17 protein-coding genes are annotated in these 18,348 nt (G+C 40.1%); 8 read left to right on the forward strand and 9 right to left on the reverse strand.

Annotated elements, in window-relative coordinates; genetic code table 11:
- Positions 1–25: 25 nt before the first annotated feature.
- The 3 genes from FDK13_RS16450 (at position 26) to mraY (ending at position 4,950) form a co-directional block, all read left to right on the forward strand.
- Positions 26–2,173 carry a PASTA domain-containing penicillin-binding protein gene (locus tag FDK13_RS16450; RefSeq protein WP_137341096.1) on the forward strand — a complete coding sequence of 716 codons (2,148 nt, stop codon included), beginning with the start codon at positions 26–28 and terminating at the stop codon, positions 2,171–2,173.
- Between the two features lie 9 nt (positions 2,174–2,182).
- Positions 2,183–3,667 (forward strand): UDP-N-acetylmuramoyl-L-alanyl-D-glutamate--2,6-diaminopimelate ligase, encoded by a 1,485-nt coding sequence (locus FDK13_RS16455; RefSeq protein WP_137341097.1) that lies wholly within the window; start codon positions 2,183–2,185, stop codon positions 3,665–3,667.
- Positions 3,668–3,735: 68 nt separating this feature from the next.
- On the forward strand, positions 3,736–4,950 hold the full coding sequence (mraY, locus tag FDK13_RS16460) for a phospho-N-acetylmuramoyl-pentapeptide-transferase (RefSeq protein ID WP_137341098.1): 1,215 nt from the start codon (positions 3,736–3,738) through the stop codon (positions 4,948–4,950).
- A 43-nt stretch (positions 4,951–4,993) separates the two neighbouring features.
- On the opposite strand, the gene FDK13_RS16465 is transcribed toward mraY, so the two are convergent.
- The 6 genes from FDK13_RS16465 to FDK13_RS16490 all read right to left on the reverse strand — a co-directional run bounded on the left by FDK13_RS16465 (position 4,994) and on the right by FDK13_RS16490 (position 9,673).
- Positions 4,994–5,569, reverse strand: coding sequence for a DUF4136 domain-containing protein (locus tag FDK13_RS16465; protein ID WP_137341099.1), 576 nt, complete (start codon positions 5,567–5,569; stop codon positions 4,994–4,996).
- Between the two features lie 87 nt (positions 5,570–5,656).
- Positions 5,657–6,691, reverse strand: coding sequence for a 3-dehydroquinate synthase (gene aroB, locus FDK13_RS16470; protein WP_137341100.1), 1,035 nt, complete (start codon positions 6,689–6,691; stop codon positions 5,657–5,659).
- A 178-nt stretch (positions 6,692–6,869) separates the two neighbouring features.
- Positions 6,870–8,096, reverse strand: a complete 1,227-nt coding sequence (locus tag FDK13_RS16475) for a DUF3570 domain-containing protein (RefSeq protein WP_137341101.1) — start codon at positions 8,094–8,096, stop codon at positions 6,870–6,872.
- A gap of 6 nt (positions 8,097–8,102) precedes the next feature.
- Positions 8,103–8,327: a DUF4266 domain-containing protein gene (locus FDK13_RS16480; RefSeq protein ID WP_137341102.1), complete on the reverse strand. Its 225-nt coding sequence runs from the start codon at positions 8,325–8,327 to the stop codon at positions 8,103–8,105.
- Positions 8,314–9,243: an FAD:protein FMN transferase gene (locus tag FDK13_RS16485; RefSeq protein ID WP_137341103.1), complete on the reverse strand. Its 930-nt coding sequence runs from the start codon at positions 9,241–9,243 to the stop codon at positions 8,314–8,316. The genes FDK13_RS16480 and FDK13_RS16485 overlap by 14 nt, the downstream gene beginning before the upstream one ends.
- Positions 9,236–9,673 (reverse strand): thioredoxin family protein, encoded by a 438-nt coding sequence (locus FDK13_RS16490; protein ID WP_137341104.1) that lies wholly within the window; start codon positions 9,671–9,673, stop codon positions 9,236–9,238. Before FDK13_RS16490 ends, FDK13_RS16485 begins: the two co-directional genes overlap by 8 nt.
- Positions 9,674–9,964: 291 nt before the next feature.
- Here FDK13_RS16490 and FDK13_RS16495 point away from each other — a divergent pair, with 291 nt between their 5' ends.
- Positions 9,965–11,020: a VOC family protein gene (locus tag FDK13_RS16495; RefSeq protein ID WP_137341105.1), complete on the forward strand. Its 1,056-nt coding sequence runs from the start codon at positions 9,965–9,967 to the stop codon at positions 11,018–11,020.
- Between the two features lie 91 nt (positions 11,021–11,111).
- On the opposite strand, the gene FDK13_RS16500 is transcribed toward FDK13_RS16495, so the two are convergent.
- Entirely contained in the window at positions 11,112–12,122 is a 1,011-nt protein-coding gene (locus tag FDK13_RS16500; protein ID WP_229216063.1) for a 1-acyl-sn-glycerol-3-phosphate acyltransferase, read from the reverse strand.
- Between the two features lie 206 nt (positions 12,123–12,328).
- On the opposite strand from FDK13_RS16500, the gene FDK13_RS16505 reads away from it, so the two are divergent.
- The 3 genes from FDK13_RS16505 to FDK13_RS16515 are packed head-to-tail and all read left to right on the forward strand — an operon-like array spanning position 12,329 to position 14,793.
- The gene (locus FDK13_RS16505) at positions 12,329–13,414 is read left to right on the forward strand and encodes an aminoglycoside phosphotransferase/kinase family protein (RefSeq protein WP_137341106.1); all 1,086 of its coding nucleotides are present in this window, start codon (positions 12,329–12,331) and stop codon (positions 13,412–13,414) included.
- A 20-nt stretch (positions 13,415–13,434) separates the two neighbouring features.
- Positions 13,435–14,283 (forward strand): TIGR01459 family HAD-type hydrolase, encoded by an 849-nt coding sequence (locus tag FDK13_RS16510; protein WP_137341107.1) that lies wholly within the window; start codon positions 13,435–13,437, stop codon positions 14,281–14,283.
- A 39-nt stretch (positions 14,284–14,322) separates the two neighbouring features.
- Positions 14,323–14,793: a Uma2 family endonuclease gene (locus FDK13_RS16515; RefSeq protein ID WP_137341108.1), complete on the forward strand. Its 471-nt coding sequence runs from the start codon at positions 14,323–14,325 to the stop codon at positions 14,791–14,793.
- Positions 14,794–14,796: 3 nt separating this feature from the next.
- Here FDK13_RS16515 and FDK13_RS16520 read toward each other — a convergent pair whose 3' ends face one another.
- Together FDK13_RS16520 and FDK13_RS16525 are read right to left on the reverse strand one after the other, a co-directional pair.
- A complete protein-coding gene (locus tag FDK13_RS16520; RefSeq protein ID WP_229216064.1) occupies positions 14,797–15,495 on the reverse strand; it encodes an N-acetylmuramoyl-L-alanine amidase in 699 nt (232 codons plus the stop codon).
- Positions 15,496–15,505: 10 nt separating this feature from the next.
- Entirely contained in the window at positions 15,506–16,504 is a 999-nt protein-coding gene (locus FDK13_RS16525) for an N-acetylmuramoyl-L-alanine amidase family protein (protein WP_137341109.1), read from the reverse strand.
- Between the two features lie 250 nt (positions 16,505–16,754).
- On the opposite strand from FDK13_RS16525, the gene FDK13_RS16530 reads away from it, so the two are divergent.
- Positions 16,755–18,296: a YifB family Mg chelatase-like AAA ATPase gene (locus FDK13_RS16530; protein ID WP_137341110.1), complete on the forward strand. Its 1,542-nt coding sequence runs from the start codon at positions 16,755–16,757 to the stop codon at positions 18,294–18,296.
- The last annotated feature ends 52 nt before the right edge of the window (positions 18,297–18,348 follow it).

Raw genomic sequence — 18,348 nt, forward strand, 5'->3', positions numbered from 1 at the left:
TCATTCCATTATTCTAAAATCCGGTATGAAAAGCGATACAGACAGCGGCCAGAATAATAAAAAAGCACTGATTTACCGGGCACGTATTGTTGCCCTGTTTTTGTTTGTTTTTGCCATCATGGTTTTCGGGAAACTAATTCAGGTTCAGTATTATGCTAAATTTAAAGGAAAAACCTGGGCAGAATACGCAGAAAAAAATGACCTGAAACTGGATACAATTCCGGCTATGCGGGGAAGTATTTTTTCAAGCGACGGCAGTTTGCTGGCCACTTCATTGCCATATTACTATGTTGGATTTGACACCAAAGTGGCTGACTCAACCTATTTTTATGATAATGTAGATCAGCTTGCCCGATTGCTGGTTAAGAATTTTGGTGAAAATACTTTTGACGGCTATAAGGATAAACTTATCAGATACCGAAAAAGTAAAAGCAAACGGTATTTAAGATTAAAAAATAAAGAAATTGGCTATCTGGAAAGAGAAAAAGTAAAGGAGTGGCCATTCTTCGCCCGTGCCAAAAAGGGTGGGGGAGGAAAGTTTGAAATGATCTACAAACGCTACAAACCCTTCAGCCCTATGGCCGACCGGACCATTGGCGGAACCGATCCCAAAAGCGGCCGGGGTTATATTGGTATTGAAGCAAGTTTTGACAAAAAACTTGAAGGAAAAGACGGAATAAACTGGGTTGAGCTGGTAGAAGGCGGGATAAAAATTCCTGTGGGCGACAATTTAAATATTCAGCCGGAAACGGGAAAAGACATCTATACGACGCTGGATATGACTTTTCAAGATATGGCAGAAATTGCACTGAGAAGGAAACTAACCGAAGCACAGGCAGATTTTGGTTGTGTTATTGTCATGGAAGTAGCCACGGGCGAGATCCGTGCTATGGCCAATTTGACAAAACGTCCTGACGATAAATACGAAGAAGTTTTTAATTATGCACTGGCCGGAAGTACGGATCCTGGCTCTACTTTTAAGTTGCCAACGATGATGGCACTTTTGGAGGAAACCAAAATGGATCCAAATAAAGTGACTGTTAATACCGGCACCGGCTCTATCCGTTTCAGAGGACTTTCCATAAACGATTCTAAAAGAGGTGGTCACGGGATTTTAACTGCCGCACAGGTTTTTGAAAAATCATCCAATATCGGTGTTCATTTACTGATGCAGCGTTATTTTTTCTCTAAACCGGATAAATATCTTGGGTACCTGAAGCAATTCCACCTGACTGAACCGACGGGAATTCATATGAAGGGAGAAAATCCTCCTTATATCAAAAACCGCTCGTCGAAACAGTGGAACAACTATTCGCTGACTTTTATGTCGTACGGATATGAAATGCGCATGACACCCCTTCAAACGCTTGCCATGTACAATGCTGTTGCGAACGATGGCTATTGGGTAAGACCGATGGTTGTCAGGGAAATCCGAAGCGCAGAAAAGGTGGAAGATAAAATCCTGCCTTATGTTTCGGAAAAGCCTATTTGTTCTCCTGAAACTTTACGCAAAATTAAGATTATGCTGGAAGGTGTAGTGGAACATGGTTCTGCAAAAAATATTAAAACAGATCTTTACAGAATAGCGGGGAAAACCGGAACGGCCCAGAAATTGATTAACGGAGTTCACACCGCGGGTAAATATTACACCTCTTTTGCGGGTTATTTTCCTGCAAATAAACCTAAATACAGCTGTATCGTCATCATTGATACGCCTCGTGGCGCCAAGGAAAATTACCTGCTTTATGCGGGAAGTGTGGCGGCGCCGGTGTTCAAGGAAGTTGCCGACCGGATTTATGCACATGATGTAAGTATCCAGAAAACACAAAAAGATACAACAAGTGGTGAAGACAAGCTCGTAAAATGGGCAGGCAGAACTTCTGATTTAAAAGTAATTGGCGAAGAATTAAAACTTGCTCCTTTACCGGAAAATGCCCAGGAATATACTGCCGGTTCAGTCATCGCCAGAAATAAAACGAAATGGAAATCCCGGACTATTGAATCCAAAGACATTCCTGATTTGCAGGGAATGCCTATGCGGGATGCCTTATATATTTTGGAAAATAAAGGTTTCCGGGTAACCTTTAAAGGTTCCGGGAAAGTCGTGGGCCAATCGCTTCCACCGGGCAGCAACAAAAGCGGACTTAAAACGATCTTGTTAACATTACAGTAAAATCCATTTATGGAAAGTATTCAAAAACCAATTCATAGCTTAGTCAGTGGCATTGCAGATGTAGTAATTCACGGATCTGATAATGTCGTTGTCAACAAAATTATCATCGATTCGCGCCGGATTATGCCGGGAAGTTTATTTGTCGCTCTAAGAGGTACACAGGTAGACGGGCACCAGTTTATGGATACAGCCACTGATCTGGGCGCTGTTGCGATTCTTTGTGAAGAATTACCAAAAACATTGCGTGAAGGAGTTTCCTACATTCAGGTTATTGATTCGGCTGAGGCGATGGGTTATGTCGCCGCTTCTTTTTACGATAAGCCTTCCAAAAAATTAACATTAGTAGGCGTTACGGGTACGAATGGAAAAACTTCGGTAGCCACTTTTCTTTTCCAGCTTTTCCGTGCACTGGGTTACCGCTGCGGATTGTTGTCAACCGTTCAAAACCAGATTGAAGACGAAGTTATTCCTTCCACCCATACAACACCCGATGCCGTTGCACTTAATCAACTTCTGGCTTTAATGCTGGAAAAAGGTTGTTCGCATGTTTTTATGGAGGTTAGTTCTCATTCCGTAGCGCAGCATCGTATTACCGGTTTGAAATTTGCCGGCGGAATTTTCACCAATATTACCCACGATCACCTCGATTTTCATAAAACATTTGATAATTATATCAAGGCGAAAAAAGGTTTTTTTGATCAGTTACCAAAAAGTGCTTTCGCTCTTGTAAATATTGATGATCGCCGTGGTTCAGTGATGGTACAAAATACCAAAGCACGGATAGAAACCTATTCTTTGCAAACGGTAGCGACTTACCACGGAAAAATTCTTTCCGATACGCTTACCGGAATGCATATGGAAATTAATAATCAGGAAGTCTGGTTTCGGGTGATTGGTCGTTTCAATGCGTATAATCTACTTTCCGTTTATGGTGCCGCGCTTGCTCTGGGAGAAATGCCGGAAGAAGTTTTGACTGCACTTTCGAACCTTAACAGTCCTCCGGGAAGATTTGAACAAATTCATTCGGCTGATAATATTGTTGGTATTGTAGATTACGCCCACACACCGGATGCTCTGGAAAATGTACTTCAAACGATCGCGCATCTGCGTCATGGAAATGAACAGGTGATCACGATTGTGGGCTGCGGAGGAAATCGTGATGCCGAAAAAAGACCGAAGATGGCAGAAATTGCCTGTAATCTGAGTACAAGAGTAATTCTTACTTCTGATAATCCGCGCTATGAAGATCCACAGGATATTCTTGACCAGATGCTGAAAGGCGTTCCGCCTTTGAAATATAAAAATACGTCCGTCATTCCGGATCGTCATGAAGCAATTTTCAAAGCCGTGGCAGAAGCAAATCCCGAGGATATCATTCTCATCGCAGGAAAAGGTCATGAAACTTATCAGGATATCCGTGGCGTGAAACATGATTTTGACGACAGACAGGTTTTGAGAGAAGCATTTTTAAATTTTCATTCCCAAAAAGAATAAAAATACAGGCCTCCATTGCGTAGTCTGCAAGAAAAAGGCAACTTTGCAAGCGCTAATCATGATTTTACATGCTCTATTACCTATTCGAATACCTAGACAAGCAATTTAACATACCCGGAGCCGGCGTATTTCAATATATTTCTTTCCGTGCACTTGGGGCGACGGTACTATCGCTTTTTATTGCGGCAACTTATGGAAAATGGATTATCAACTTTCTGCGCAGACAACAGGTAGGAGAATCAATCCGTGATCTGGGTTTGGAAGGGCAAATGGAAAAGTCTGGAACACCAACAATGGGAGGATTTATTATCCTGGCCTCGCTTCTGATTCCGGTATTATTATTCGCCAAGCTTTCCAACGTTTATATTGTTTTGTTGATCATAACGGCTGTATGGACTGGTATGATTGGTTTTATTGATGATTATCTTAAAAAATTCAAAAACAATAAAGAAGGACTTCACGGCAGGTTTAAAATTGTCGGCCAAGTTGGGCTTGGATTGATTGTTGGGTTAACACTTTCCTTCAACGATCATGTTAAAATCCGCATTTACGACCAGCCACTTTTAAGCTCTTCGCTTGGTGAAGTACAACGTTACCGGGATATTGTTCATCCGATGGTAACAACACTTCCTTTTTCAAAAAACAATGAATTTGATTACCGGACTTTACTTTTTGGCTGGCTTCCGGAAGAATATACCTGGGTGATCTATACGATTATAGCAATATTTATCATTACTGCTGTTTCCAACGGAGCCAATATTACGGATGGAATTGATGGCCTCGCAGCCGGTATTTCGGGTATCATCGCGCTCACGTTGGGGGTTCTGGCCTATCTTTCCGGCAATACCAAATTCTCTCAGTATCTCAACATCATGTATATTCCGAACTCGGGAGAGCTGGTAATTTTCTGTGCTGCATTTGTCGGGGCATGTGTCGGGTTTCTCTGGTATAATGCTTATCCGGCCCAGGTTTTTATGGGCGATACGGGAAGTTTGATGCTTGGAGGGGTGATCGCGGTAGTAGCATTAGCAATCCGTAAAGAATTAATGATACCTATTTTATGCGGCGTGTTCCTGTCCGAACTGGTCTCCGTTATTATGCAAGTCAGCTATTTTAAATATACCAAAAAGAAATTTGGCGAAGGCAGGCGAATTTTACTCATGTCCCCGCTTCATCATCATTATCAGAAAAAAGGTATACACGAAGCAAAAATTGTAACCCGTTTCTGGGTAGTCGGAATTATCCTGGCAATTTTGACACTTGCAACTCTGAAATTGAGATAAAAGAAGAGCCCGTCGGAAAATTTTCGACGGGCTCTTCTTTTATCTATCTTCCGACAGCTTCGCTATATCTTCGCGGATCATATCCTTTTGCAAAAAGCGGATATTGGTCAAAAATCCTCCGCACAACACTTCGGTAATGATTATTTGAGTTATCCACACCTTTAAAAATACCCGAGGCATAACCTCTCCACACAACCTGATCACTCTCGGCATCAATCAAGGAAACGATTAATGTTCCCTTATCCAGGGCATATTTTATCGGCTCGTACCTGAAACCATCGTTTTCGGTATCCACCCAGTTTTTTATGACCGGCTGCATGTAACCCTGATAGCGAAGATTATCATAGAAAATACCATAATTCACTAATAGCGTTGGTTTTTCAGCAGTAAGCTTGTAACCTCTTACCTGCATCTGGCGGCGAATGGCCTCGTAAATTTCTGTACAAAGATTGTTGGTATCCCGCTCACATTCCAGAAAGGTATAGGAAGAATAATCTTTAAAGTTTGTTTCATAACTGTAGTCGTGTTCAACAAACACTTTACGACCACCCGAGCAACCCGCTAACATCAATATCACTAATAAAGCGGCATAAGGTTTAATAGACTTCAGCATAAGCAATTAATTTTGTCAGGTTATAAATAGATATTATTTACTCTAATTTTGAAAACCCACTAATCAATAGCTTATGCCGTCCTGTCACCAGATCTACCCCATATAATAAGCTACTGCTTTACGCATTTCAGGAACGGAAACCACAATGTCATACCCACATTTTCCAGCTCCTTCCAGAAGAGAAAAACGAATTTCGCTTCCTCTGTTCTTTTTATCTTGTCGAGTTAATGCAATAATTGCTTCAACATCAGAATCCTTAATCAATACCCTGCCATACGTTGCAAAGATAAACTCCTCAATATCAATCAATGTTTTCTGATCAATAAGGCCTCTTTTATAGGAAAGGTAACTTTCCATGACCATACCAACTGCAATCGCTTCGCCGTGGTACAATCTTTCATTTTCACTTTTTGCAAGGAAATACGTTTCAACAGCGTGCCCAAGCGTATGCCCGAAATTCAAAACCTTTCTTAATCCTTTTTCCGTAGGATCCTGATTTACAATTTCCTGTTTGATCTTTACCGAATGTGCAATCAAATCTGTCCAGTTTTGTTCTTCAAAATCATTTTGACGGATCACTTTCCATTTATCAGCATCAGCGATCAGGCAATGTTTTATCACTTCTGCAAAGCCTGAACGGATTTCTCTTTCCGGTAAAGTTTTTAGGAAAAACGGATCAATCAAAACACTTTTTGGAATATTAAAAACACCCAAATGATTTTTAAATCCCTGAAAATCAATCCCCAATTTCCCCCCAACACTCGCATCAACCTGTGAAAGCAACGTTGTTGGTATCTGTATAAAATCTATTCCACGTTTGTAAACTGCCGCACAAAATCCCCCCATATCCCCTATTACACCACCACCGATATTGATCACTAATGCATGTCTGTCCAATTCTGCGGCTGTCATGGATTCCCAGATGGTTTCACATGTGGCCAGCACTTTATGCTTTTCACCGCTTGGCACAGTCACAAGCTTATGTTTTCCCAAAAGGGGCTTGATCAATGAATAACAGTACTTGCGGGTATTGTTATCTGCTATTACAATCACTTTTGAATACTGCCCGGAATTAATAAACTCTGGTAAACTTTCGGTAATGGGTGCTAAAACTACGGACTGAGTCATTCTAATAATTTCAATAAAAATACAATGCTCATCAAATATACGATGACGAGCGCCTAATGGATGCGTGGAAATTTAAATTATTTAATATATTATTTTGAAAATCTCGCTTTAAGATATGAAATATTGGGTATAAAGTCAAAATATTGGCGATTTGTATATCCACACCTTTAAATAAAAGTTACTCCATATCCCTGAAAGACCTTTTTTCTCTGCCAAATTTAAGTGCCAAAGTAATAATATGAGCATTCAAACCATTAGATCTGTGAAAATAAGTATAGCGCAAATTTAACTCATCAAAAGAAATTCTCTTTGTTAAATATTGAGACGGAAGAAATCTCAGATTTATTCCCGGCTTATAAGTTTGGAAAGAGGACAGATCATAATCTGAGGTATAATATTTCTCCGAGATATTATGTTGCTTGTAAGGCTTAAAATAATCAGAACCAGACTGCTTGTAGTATCTGAAAAACGGCGCAATCGTCCACTGCGAAGAAATTTTCACCGCCGCTTCAAGTTCAATACTGTTGCCAAGTATATCAAAACTATCCCAATAAAAACCGTAGTTTAATTTCAGGATTGTCCTGCTGCCCATGAAATAATTCAGTCTCAAACTAACCGGAAACTTAAAACGATCACCCGGGAGATTTTCAACTTTCAGTGAATCATTGTTAAAATAAACCCGGTGGAAAGATGTTGACAGCAATCCTTTTTGGTAAGCAAACTCCGGAAAAATACCGAGTACAAGCCGTGGGTTTATGCTTTGGGTAAAACCAAGTTTTACATTATAAGAATCCCGTCGGTAATTATCAAACCACTTTTTATACCTGAGCTCAACGGGATAAATCAATTTTACTGCGTGATAATAATCAGGATCCAGTCGTCCCCATCTCAGATCATCAAAATAAGCCTGTAAATCAATAGAAAAAGTTCTGGTTTTTGACGGGTTAACATAGTCTGCCGAAAGGAAAAGCGGAATTGACATATAGTCAGATTCGATAGAAAAACCGGAACCAATTCCGAGTCTGATATCTTTCTTTTTCAACTGCCGCTGATAGTTCAGTGTTCCATAAGACCGCGTATCTCTCCGGGAAGCAGACGACATCACAAAATCGATATTATCCACTGATGCAGAGCTGATTACATCTGCACCTCCTACAAAACGAATTGTATTAAATTCTTTGAAAGTATGAGCAATCCGTACCGACGGAGAATAAACCGTCATTTTCTCGGTCCCAATTCCGCCAGTAACAGCAGAGTTATGTCCGTTTTGAATATAATGCGAATAAACGACTTCAATATCTGTTTTGGAAACAGTATTTTTTTGATACGTACTATCAGAAGACTGCGCTTTCGCCTTGAATAAAAATACACTAAGTAATCCTGCCAGTAAAAATTTTCTTTTCATAATATGCTAATTACATCCGCAGCCGCCACTCGATTTTGTACCAGCTGCCGGCGTATCTCCTTCACGGATACTTTCCACGTATTCCTCAAATTTTTTCCCTGAATTACTTCCCATCTGCATTTCCGGATCATTGAGATATACGCGCTGATAAGGTTTTACAGCCTTGCAGCCGAATCCGCCAAGCATTAGCATGATACCTAAAATCCAACTATATATTTTATTTCTCCGCATATTTAAAGTTAAGGTTTCGTGAGGGAAACACTTCATTTTTGTCATTAATTATTAAACAATGCGTTTGAGGAAGCTGATTTATAAAATGCAAACCGACTTCCACACCCATCACGTAAACGGCCGTTGCCAGGGCGTCACACAACTCCGCACCCGGGCTTATTACTGTTACACTTTTTATACCGCTCACCGGTTTTCCCGTTCTCGGATCAATGTTATGCGAATATCGTTTTCCCTTGTGCATAAAAAATTGCTCATAATCTCCGGAAGTGGCAATAGAAGCATTTTCAATCGGCAGATAACATAAAACTTCATTGGCTGAATCCGGGTTTGCAATACCAATTTGCCACGGTTTTTCTTCCGATTTTTTACCAATAACAGTTAAATCTCCGCTAGCATTGATAACGCCATTCTGCACGCCTTTTGCAAGCCACAACTGTTTTACTTTATCCGCTGCATAACCTTTTCCAACTGCCGCAAAACTTATATGCATTCCTTTCTTTTTGAGAAAAATAAAGTTGTCGCTTAAAAAAGAAATCTGCTGCGATCCAATTAAAGAAATTGTCTTTTTTACCGCATGTTTCTCTGGATATACAAACTTCTCGTTCTTGAAATTATATAACTTTTTTAAAGGTCCGACGGTAATGTCAAAAGCGCCTTGTGTGAGGTTTGAAATGTTGATGCATCGTTTGATCAGTTTATAAACTTCTGCATCGACCTGCACTGGTTTTATTCCTGCATTTATATTGAGCTGAGACGTAAAAGACGATTCGTCAAATTCGGTAAGTAAACTTTCCAACCGCTTGATTTCGGCTCTTCCTTCCTGCAAAAGTTCTTCGGCTTTTGATTTGTCATCATCAACAATGATCAGTTCAAAAGCCGAACCCATCAACTTTTCGACTAACCGAAACTCATTCATTTAAGCGTTGTAAATAATTTTTCAATTCGTTTACAAATTCCTGTGGCGTCTGGTTTGAGTACTCGATAATTTCGGAATGCGATCCATTCGGAGAAATCAGCACCAGATTGGGGAAAACGCCTTTTGGATTATATTTTTCTGCCAAAGCTTCATTTTGCTCGACAACCTCTTTGGGAAGTTTTATTCTCTGCGGAAAGTCTGCAACCACAACGTCCAGATTTTCTTTTGCAAATGTTTCAAATGCAGGATCGCTCAAAACCTTTTTTCTAAACCGAATACAGCTTTTACACCAGTCAGAACCTGAAAAAACGATGAATTTGGTCTTTTCGGCAACGACATTTCTTGTTACGACAGGAATAGATTGCGCCGCTAATTCATGTGAAAACGGTGTAAATATGTTTGTTAAAAAAACTAAGACCATTGAAATCATAATTGTCAGGAGTTAAGGTCATTCTTTTCAAACAGCGAACGGGCGTGTAAGTTCCCATTATTTGAAACGTCATTTTCTAAAATCAACGTATACGAATTGTTTGTAAAAAGATCGTACTCAAAACATTTTCCACGAAAAAAATTCTATAAAGCGTTGCGTCCTGCTAATCAATTATTACCTTTTGACAAGTTACTTCCTGTTTATTTTGTAAAATTGCGGTTCCTTTGGCCATAAAAGAAAAGGTCCCGGGCTTGAATCTATTTCTATCATATTAAAAAATATATCCCTTTCATGAGTGCTGCACTTATTTCCGGAATTCAGCAAGTTGGTCTTGGAGTTCAAAATGTACCCGAAGCGTGGCAATGGTACCGCCGCATTCTGGGTTTTGACGTTCCCGTTTTCGACGACAAAGCAGAAGCCCCTTTGATGACTCCTTACACAGGAAGCACTGTACATCAGCGACATGCAGCATTAGCACTAAATTTAGCAGGCGGCGGCGGACTGGAAATCTGGTCTTTTACAAGCCGTGTTTCACAACCTGCAAATTTCAAACTTGAACTGGGAGATTTAGGAATTAATGCAATTCGCTTCAAAGCTCCGGATGTAAAAAAGGCACACGACTGGGTAAAATCACAATCAAAAGAAGCCGTTGGGCCGTTGGTTTCGCTGCCGGAAGGAGAGGGTTTCTGGGGAAATGATCCTTACGGAAATATTTTTCAGATCACAAGTGATACTTCGTGGTTCCAAAATACAGGGAAACCGATAGGCGGCGTAGCGGGCGTGGTTGTTGGTGTTTCTGATGTCCATAAATCAATTTTATTCTATCAGACATTGATTCAAAACCTGGAAGTTGTTTATGACAAAACCGGTGTTTTTGATGATTTGCCAACCTCTATTTCAGGACAACGTTTCCGCCGTGTTTTGCTTCGTAAAAACTTTACAGAAGAAGGTGCTTTCAGCCGACTGTTAGGAAATATTCAGATCGAATTATTGCAGGCACTTGATCGTGAGCCTAAGAAACTTTTTGAAAACCGTTATTGGGGGGATTGTGGCTACATTCACTTATGTTTCGATGCCCTGGATCTGGCAACTTTGAAAACAAAAGTTCAGGCGCAGGGTTATCCTTTTACTGTGGATAGCGAATCTTCATTTGGTATGGAATCCGCGGCTGGCCGTTTTGCTTATGTGGAAGATCCGGACGGGACTTTAATCGAAATGGTGGAAACCCATAAACTTCCGATCCTGAAAAAAATCGGCTGGTTCCTTGATATTCAAAAGAGAAAACATCAGAAACCTTTGCCGGATTGGATGTTGAAAACGATGGGACTGAACCGTGTGAAAAACTAGCAGATAATATCGTTTTATAATAAATGAAAAATGCTCTGATGCTTTCTATAATGGAAACATCAGAGCATTTTATTTTATCAAAATAATAAAATTACCGATAGCGGTTTCCCAGCCAAGCCAGTATTGGCAAAGCTGCAAATACCACAAGAGCAACTTTAAATCCTGCAAAAATCCCTACAATACCAGCTATCAAAAGCACAATCACAGGATAAAGATAAAGCAGCAAACCAAATAAAGCTGAATCATAAAAAACGGATCTTGCTGTGATTTTTGACACTTTTTTATCAAAAGCATGATAAATCGGTCGGTGGATAAAGCGGCCAAACCAGCCTAATCCCTGTAATAAAAAGTTGCCTTTTGATGGAATTGAATTCGGTCCGAAGAAATTGTTGAAAGCTAATTTCCGCTCTTCTTTGGTCGCTGTTTCAGGAATTGTTAAAATTTCCTGATTCATTTTAAATTGTAGTATTTCATTAAATTCCCGAAGCCATTTTTCATAATCTTCAGGGCTTGTTTTTATATCGGTATGATGAATTGCATCGCCAAAACGGATTGCCGTTCGTTTCCCGGTACCACGATAATGTTCATAGTTCATCCCGATAGGAATCACCTGCATTTCTTTCAGATTACTTTCACCAAACCAGGCCTGATGTGCCATTCTCGCCGTTCCTTTTCCTAACGGGCGAAGTTTCCATTCATTCACACAAATGCCTTCTGAAAAAACAATCACGGTATTACCGTTTTTCATCGCATCCAGACTTTCCTTCGTCGTAATGTCCAGACTTAAAACAGCCTGCCGCCCCTCCGAACCTCTAAAAACCGGGATCAGGTTAATTTGTCTTAACCAGAAAGCCACAGCAGGTTTTTTGAAAGCATCGCCGCGTGCCAGTGTAAAAATAGGCTGCCGCATCGTTGCGCCTATCACAAGCGCATCAAAAAATGAATCGGGATGATTTGAGGCCAGGAGCAATGGCCCCTTATTTGGTACTTGATCGAAATTAACAACAAACAGCCGACGAAGGAAAATGGGCAGCGCCAGGCGGATTAAAAAGCGGGAAAAGTAGAAAAAATACAAAATATTAAATGGTAAGTTTCGCTGCAAAATTAATGTTAAATTCTATGTTAAAGAAGTAACGCAGAATTTCAATTCCTGTTTCTGCTGAAAATCAATATTTTAACAATTTTAAGAACTACTTCGAAAACAGGGTTACATAAAATGTATCAGCGAAGTTGTTAACTTTGTAACACTTTATCACTAAAAAGTACCCGATTTTATCAGCAATCTAACTACTAATTTTAAATTATTTCATGCGTATAAAAGACTATCCGGCCATTATTGAAAAAGCGTGGGCGGGATTTGATGATTCTATTTCCATTAAATTGGTTGAAGATATAAGTGCCAAAGTTTCTACCAATCACGTTTTCCGGGTAACGCTGGACAACGATGATACCGTTATAGCCAAGCTTTCCTATTTTGGAAAATATGAACATTTCAAGGAAGATCACCGGATCATTCAGGCCGCTTCCAACAATTTGCTTTATCCTTTTGAAAATGTTCTGGCCAAATCGCTGCTGAAAAATAATCAGGTTTATACCTATCGTTATCAGGAAGATTTTCTGGATACCTGGGTCGTTTTTTACAATCCGATCCGGGCCATGCACCGTATGCCCAAAAGATTGGATGAAGATCATATCCGGAAATTGGGCCAGGAAATGGCCAAATTCCACCTTGCATGTTTCCGTGTAGGGAAATCGCTTCCGAAATCTTCCAAAAAATTAAGAACTGATATTTATCATTTGCTGGATATTCTGGATACCGAAGCGGGGCAATATGAACATCGTATGCACATTGATTTTCTCAGAGAACAGTGTGAAACGTTTTTGAAAAATATCAATAAATTGAATGTGATCAATTTTGATATGATGCCGGTTTTTGTAGACTGGAATATTGGAAATTTCTCAGTTACAGACGATCAGCATTTGTTTTCCCGCTGGGATTATGACTGGTTCCGGGTTTCTTCCCGGATTCTGGATTTTTACTTTTTTAGCAGGGTGGTTTCTAACGTTGGCGACCGTACCGTTTTCAGTTATCTGATTACGCCGCTGATGGAAGACCGGTTTATGATTTTCCTGGAAGAATACCATAAAGTATACCCGCTTTCAGAAAATGAAGTGCGGTTTATGAAAGAAGCTTATCGTTTTTTTATTCTGAATTATGTAATAAAATACGGAAAATACTTTTTTCATAGAACTTACTCCACCAAATTGCAAAGAGAAGCTTACGAGCTCTATTTTCCTTCAATTGACACTTTTGATCCCGAAAAAATCCTAAATCATCTGGGTATTAAATCAGAACCAAAAGAAAGTAAGAAAAAACAGAATTTAGATAAATAGTAAACCAAGACACCAAATTCATGATTCTAGACAACTTCAAATCCGTACTCTCGAAGTACGAAGTTATATTTTTCGATGCATTTGGTGTACTTAAAACTTACAACGGTTTAATACCCGGGATTGAAAATACATTTGCCTATCTCAAAGAAACGGGAAAGGATTTTTATGTCGTTACAAACGACGCTTCCAGAAGTCCGGAACAATTGGCTCAGTCTTATGTAAAATTGGGAATCAATGACGTTACACCGGATCGTATCATTTCATCCGGAATGCTGGCCCGTGAATATCTTGACCTGAAAGTAAGAAACGGGATTGTTGCTTATCTGGGGACTGAGAATTCGGCTCATTATATCGGCACCGCAGATATTAAAACATTATCCATCAAGGAGCTGGATTTGAATGATATTTCGGATGTTAATGCGCTTGTATTTCTGGATGATGAGGGTTTTGACTGGAACACAGATCTGACAAAAACGCTTAATTTATTACGAAAACGCAATATCCCGGTTATCGTAGCCAATACGGATAAAACATATCCGGCTTCAAAAACCCGCCTTTCCATTGCCGTTGGTGCTTTGGCAAAAATGATAGAGGATACCATCGGCAGACAGTTCATCCGCTTTGGAAAACCGGATCCACAAATGTTTATTTTCGCCTATCAGCATATCAAAAACTACCCGAATGTCAGCAAAAGAGATATCCTGATGGTAGGAGATACTCTGCATACCGACATTTTAGGTGGGAATAAATTCGGGCTGGATACTGCGCTGGTATTAACCGGTAATACACAGGCTATTGACGCAGAAGTTCGTATCAGAAGTACCGGAATTATCCCGACTTATATTTGTGTTTCGGCGGTGGTTGAGTAACAGGTTTAATTTTTTATATTTGTTTAAAACAAAGACGCTATGGACTTACGAGCAGTTGAAATTACGGAAATTGAAACCCCTCTTGAAGAAACCATGTCTTTGAATCATTCCCGATTGACTTATCGTTTAAGTGTACTACTTTCCGTATATGACGGTCAATTTGACGTTATGCCGGAACTTGAACTTGAATTACTCAGCGGGCGCGCAAAACCTGATATTTCAATTTTTCAAAATCTGGTTTTCAACTGGGAAGAAGATATAATCCGCTACACTGAACCTCCAATTACAGCCATCGAAATTCTATCTCCAACACAGGCGTACGATGCTCTGACAGGGAAAATCAGAAAAATATATTTTCCAAGTGGTGTTCAATCTGCCTGGATTGTGATGCCTTCCGTTAAAGCGGTTCAATTATTTCTGCCTGACAATTCGGTTCAGTATTTCACGGATACTATCTTTAAAGATCCGGTTACCAATATTGAACTGGATTTGAAAATGGTATTTAAATAACTGCTATTTCTTAATCAAGGGACTTCCTTTCAAATTTAGATCTTTCAGATTCTCTCTGATTTTTTCCATAAAATCAACACCCGGATCTGTTTTGGTAGTTCTGTAATTAGAATCAATCTCTTTCCACAGCGGATGTCCGACAAAATCAGTGTATTCATAATGACCGATTACATATTCTATCGCCGGATATTTCTTTTTCAAATACCGCACAAGCTGCTCATTAGCTTTTAATTGTTCTTTTGTTAAAGGATCTTTATCTGAACCAACATTCTCCACACCGATCGCGCAATAGTTTAGTCCTATAACATGACGGGCAAAAGCGGTATCAGGTAAAAGTCTGAAAATAGTACCATCGCGGTCGATTAGGAACTGGGATGAAACGTTTAAATTACTCGCGGAAGCGATTCCAGCACGTGCGCCGGGCAGTAAAACCGGATTGAAAACATCAAAAGTCTCCTCAATAGAAGGTACAGCTGTCCAGTGCAGCACAATCATTTGCGGTTTGATATAAGGAGATTTCTGCCTGATGGAATGCCTGTTTGCCAGATAATCAATAGACAACCGTTTTCTTTCAGCATCAAAAGTGATAGGTTTGTCAAGAATCCGGAAAGTGGCCTGAGCCATAGATTTGTTACTTAGCAGCAGCAAAAACAACAAAAACATTCCAAGAGGAAATCGCATAATAATACTATTACCTTTCATAAAATTTCGCTCATTTTTTGACTGCAAATTTGACATAAAATTCTCTCACACGTTTTTCTTCTTCTCTGGCTTCTTCTCTTTTATCCATCAATCTTAACAAAAGAGCTCTGTTGGCGTGACAATCCGCTGCGATGTAAGAATCCGGAAAGGAACGCGCAGAACGCGTAAATAAATCATAAGCCTGACGAATAGAAGTGCTATCAGTGTTTTTCATCAACGCCTGTCCATCCAAAAAATCCTGATGCCAGCGACGGGCAATTTCATTCATTCTAGCCGCTTCTTCAAAAACCAGAAAAGGCGGAACAGTTACCAGTGAATTTTTCGGAATTATTTTAGGAATAGGTTTGCTGAAAAATGCTTCAAAGGCCTCTGTATAAGCCGCTGCTTCCTTTTTGTTATAATCTTCCTGTTTCAGTTTTTGCTCTTCTTCCGGATTTGAGAAAAATGCAGCTTCGGCTAAAACAGCCGGAATTCCATACGTTCCCCGTAAAACCTGCGCTCCGGCTTTTGGAAAAATACTGAAATCAGAAGCAACAGAGACCGGGCTGTTTCCCTTGAATAAACTTTTTGTAATAGTCGTGGCCAATTCTTTTCCCAACACAACTCCCGCCAAATTTTCACTCGAATTCCCATGAAAATAAATGATTGGAAAATCCACTTTTGGATCAGCGGTAGCATTATGATGAATCGAAACGAAAAGATCTGCTTTGTTATCAACGGCAATTTTTGCCCGGCGCCACAATGCGATTGTATCATCCGTTGTTCTGGTCATGAAAACTTTTGCACCTTTTTCTTCCAGCATTTTTTGCAAAAGTTTGGCAACGCGTAAATTGATCCATTCTTCACGTTCACCGCCAGGGCCAACCCGGTAGCTGTCGGTTAAAGCAGTTCCTCCGTGTCCCGCATCGACACAAATTATTTTGCCGGAAAGTGCACTGGTTTTTTTTTGAGAAAAGACATTTTCTTGTGAAAACAGAAAAAGAAAGGAAACAAATAAATACTTTATCATGGGAATAGGAGTATGAATAAATTAAAAGAAATCCCGTGTCAGGATGGTATTTCAATGCTTAAATTTAATGTTTATTCAACCACTATGACGTTTTCTATCTTCTTTTTATCCGATTTTAATCAAATAAAGAATAACAACATTTTCGGTCCCGCTTATCTTGATGAGGATAGACTAGGTTATGTAATTTCCTGTTAATTTTGGAAGGGTTTGTCTGCTGACTTCAACACACTATCAAATTAAAACCAGTATTATGCTTGCAAAAACTTTCGGAAGTGCAGTTTATGGCGTGAATGCCAAAATGATTACCATTGAAGTGCAGGTTGGCCAGGGCATGCATTTTCACATTGTCGGGCTTGCGGATAGTGCGGTTAAAGAAAGCGAGCACAGGGTAGAAGCTTCACTGAAATATTTCAATTACAAAATGCCAAGGCAAAAAGTTGTGGTCAATTTAGCCCCGGCTGATATCCGTAAAGAAGGCTCTGCTTATGATCTTCCGATAGCACTTTGCATTTTACAATCTTCTGAGCAAATTTCTTCGGTACACAATTTGGAAGATTATGTCATCATGGGCGAATTGTCTCTTGATGGCAAGTTGCGACCAATTAAAGGCGTTTTACCGATTGCTATTGAAGTTAGAAAACAAGGTTTTAAAGGGTTTATTTTACCCGCAGAAAATGCCCGGGAAGCAGCAATCGTTAATAATATCGACGTAATTCCGGTAGAAACCCTTGAAGATGCAATCGCATTTTTTGAAGGTAAAAGTACTATTGAGCCTCTTGTCGTGGATACAAGAGATTTATTTTTTACAACACAAAATGAATATGACGCTGACTTTGAACATGTTCAGGGTCAGGAAAATATCAAACGTGCTTTGGAAATTGCGGCAGCGGGCGGGCATAATGCCATTATGATCGGGCCGCCCGGCGCAGGAAAAACGATGTTGGCCAAGCGTATTCCCAGCATACTTCCTCCTTTAAGTCTACCCGAAGCGCTGGAGACAACAAAAATTCATTCTGTTGCCGGCAAGCTGGGAACGCATATGGGACTGGTTTCTCGTCGACCGTATAGGGCACCCCATCACAGTATCAGCGATGCTGCTTTGGTTGGTGGCGGAAGTTTTCCTCAACCGGGAGAAATCTCGTTAGCACATAACGGAATACTTTTTCTGGACGAACTTCCAGAATTTAAAAGGACGGTTTTGGAGGTAATGCGCCAGCCTTTGGAAGAAAGAAAAGTCAGTATTTCAAGGGCAAAAATGACCGTAGAATTTCCGGCTAATTTCATGTTGATCGCCAGTATGAATCCGTGTCCATGTGGTTATTACAATCATCCTGACAAAGAATGTGTCTGCGGACCAGGTGTTGTTCAAAAATACTTAAACAAAATCAGCGGACCATTATTAGACCGGATTGATCTGCATGTGGAAGTTACGCCGGTTACTTTCGACCAAATCGCTTCGACCCGGAAATCAGAAAGCAGCGCACAAATTCGGGAGCGGGTTATTAAGGCACGAGAAAGACAAACGGAACGTTTTAAGGATAACAAAGAGATTTATTCCAACGCGATGATGCCGCCAGAAATGGTAAAGAAAATCTGTACCATTGAAACAGCCGGAACAGCTCTTTTACGCACGGCTATGGACAGGCTTGGATTGTCTGCACGCGCTTATGACAGAATCCTGAAAGTTTCCCGCACCATTGCAGATCTGGCTGGGAGTGATGATATTCGGGTGGAACATTTGGCCGAGGCGATTCAATATCGGAGTCTGGATAGGGAAAATTGGGCTGGATGATAATAAATTAACCCATTTCCAAGAAACTGGTTATTTTTTATTATTTTTGAAT

The sequence above is a fragment of the Dyadobacter frigoris genome (assembly GCF_005280585.1).
GTDB classification, from domain to species: domain Bacteria; phylum Bacteroidota; class Bacteroidia; order Cytophagales; family Spirosomataceae; genus Dyadobacter; species Dyadobacter frigoris.

What these genes read in the sequence shown, in the direction of transcription:
- FDK13_RS16450 (WP_137341096.1), top strand. Translation starts at nt 26, where the DNA reads ATGAAAAGCGATACAGACAGCGGCCAGAATAATAAAAAAGCACTGATT.
- FDK13_RS16455 (WP_137341097.1), top strand. Translation starts at nt 2,183, where the DNA reads ATGGAAAGTATTCAAAAACCAATTCATAGCTTAGTCAGTGGCATTGCA.
- mraY (WP_137341098.1), top strand. Translation starts at nt 3,736, where the DNA reads ATGCTCTATTACCTATTCGAATACCTAGACAAGCAATTTAACATACCC.
- aroB (WP_137341100.1), bottom strand. Translation starts at nt 6,691, where the DNA reads ATGACTCAGTCCGTAGTTTTAGCACCCATTACCGAAAGTTTACCAGAG.
- FDK13_RS16475 (WP_137341101.1), bottom strand. Translation starts at nt 8,096, where the DNA reads ATGAAAAGAAAATTTTTACTGGCAGGATTACTTAGTGTATTTTTATTC.
- FDK13_RS16480 (WP_137341102.1), bottom strand. Translation starts at nt 8,327, where the DNA reads ATGCGGAGAAATAAAATATATAGTTGGATTTTAGGTATCATGCTAATG.
- FDK13_RS16485 (WP_137341103.1), bottom strand. Translation starts at nt 9,243, where the DNA reads ATGAATGAGTTTCGGTTAGTCGAAAAGTTGATGGGTTCGGCTTTTGAA.
- FDK13_RS16490 (WP_137341104.1), bottom strand. Translation starts at nt 9,673, where the DNA reads ATGATTTCAATGGTCTTAGTTTTTTTAACAAACATATTTACACCGTTT.
- FDK13_RS16495 (WP_137341105.1), top strand. Translation starts at nt 9,965, where the DNA reads ATGAGTGCTGCACTTATTTCCGGAATTCAGCAAGTTGGTCTTGGAGTT.
- FDK13_RS16505 (WP_137341106.1), top strand. Translation starts at nt 12,329, where the DNA reads ATGCGTATAAAAGACTATCCGGCCATTATTGAAAAAGCGTGGGCGGGA.
- FDK13_RS16510 (WP_137341107.1), top strand. Translation starts at nt 13,435, where the DNA reads ATGATTCTAGACAACTTCAAATCCGTACTCTCGAAGTACGAAGTTATA.
- FDK13_RS16515 (WP_137341108.1), top strand. Translation starts at nt 14,323, where the DNA reads ATGGACTTACGAGCAGTTGAAATTACGGAAATTGAAACCCCTCTTGAA.
- FDK13_RS16520 (WP_229216064.1), bottom strand. Translation starts at nt 15,495, where the DNA reads ATGAAAGGTAATAGTATTATTATGCGATTTCCTCTTGGAATGTTTTTG.
- FDK13_RS16525 (WP_137341109.1), bottom strand. Translation starts at nt 16,504, where the DNA reads ATGATAAAGTATTTATTTGTTTCCTTTCTTTTTCTGTTTTCACAAGAA.
- FDK13_RS16530 (WP_137341110.1), top strand. Translation starts at nt 16,755, where the DNA reads ATGCTTGCAAAAACTTTCGGAAGTGCAGTTTATGGCGTGAATGCCAAA.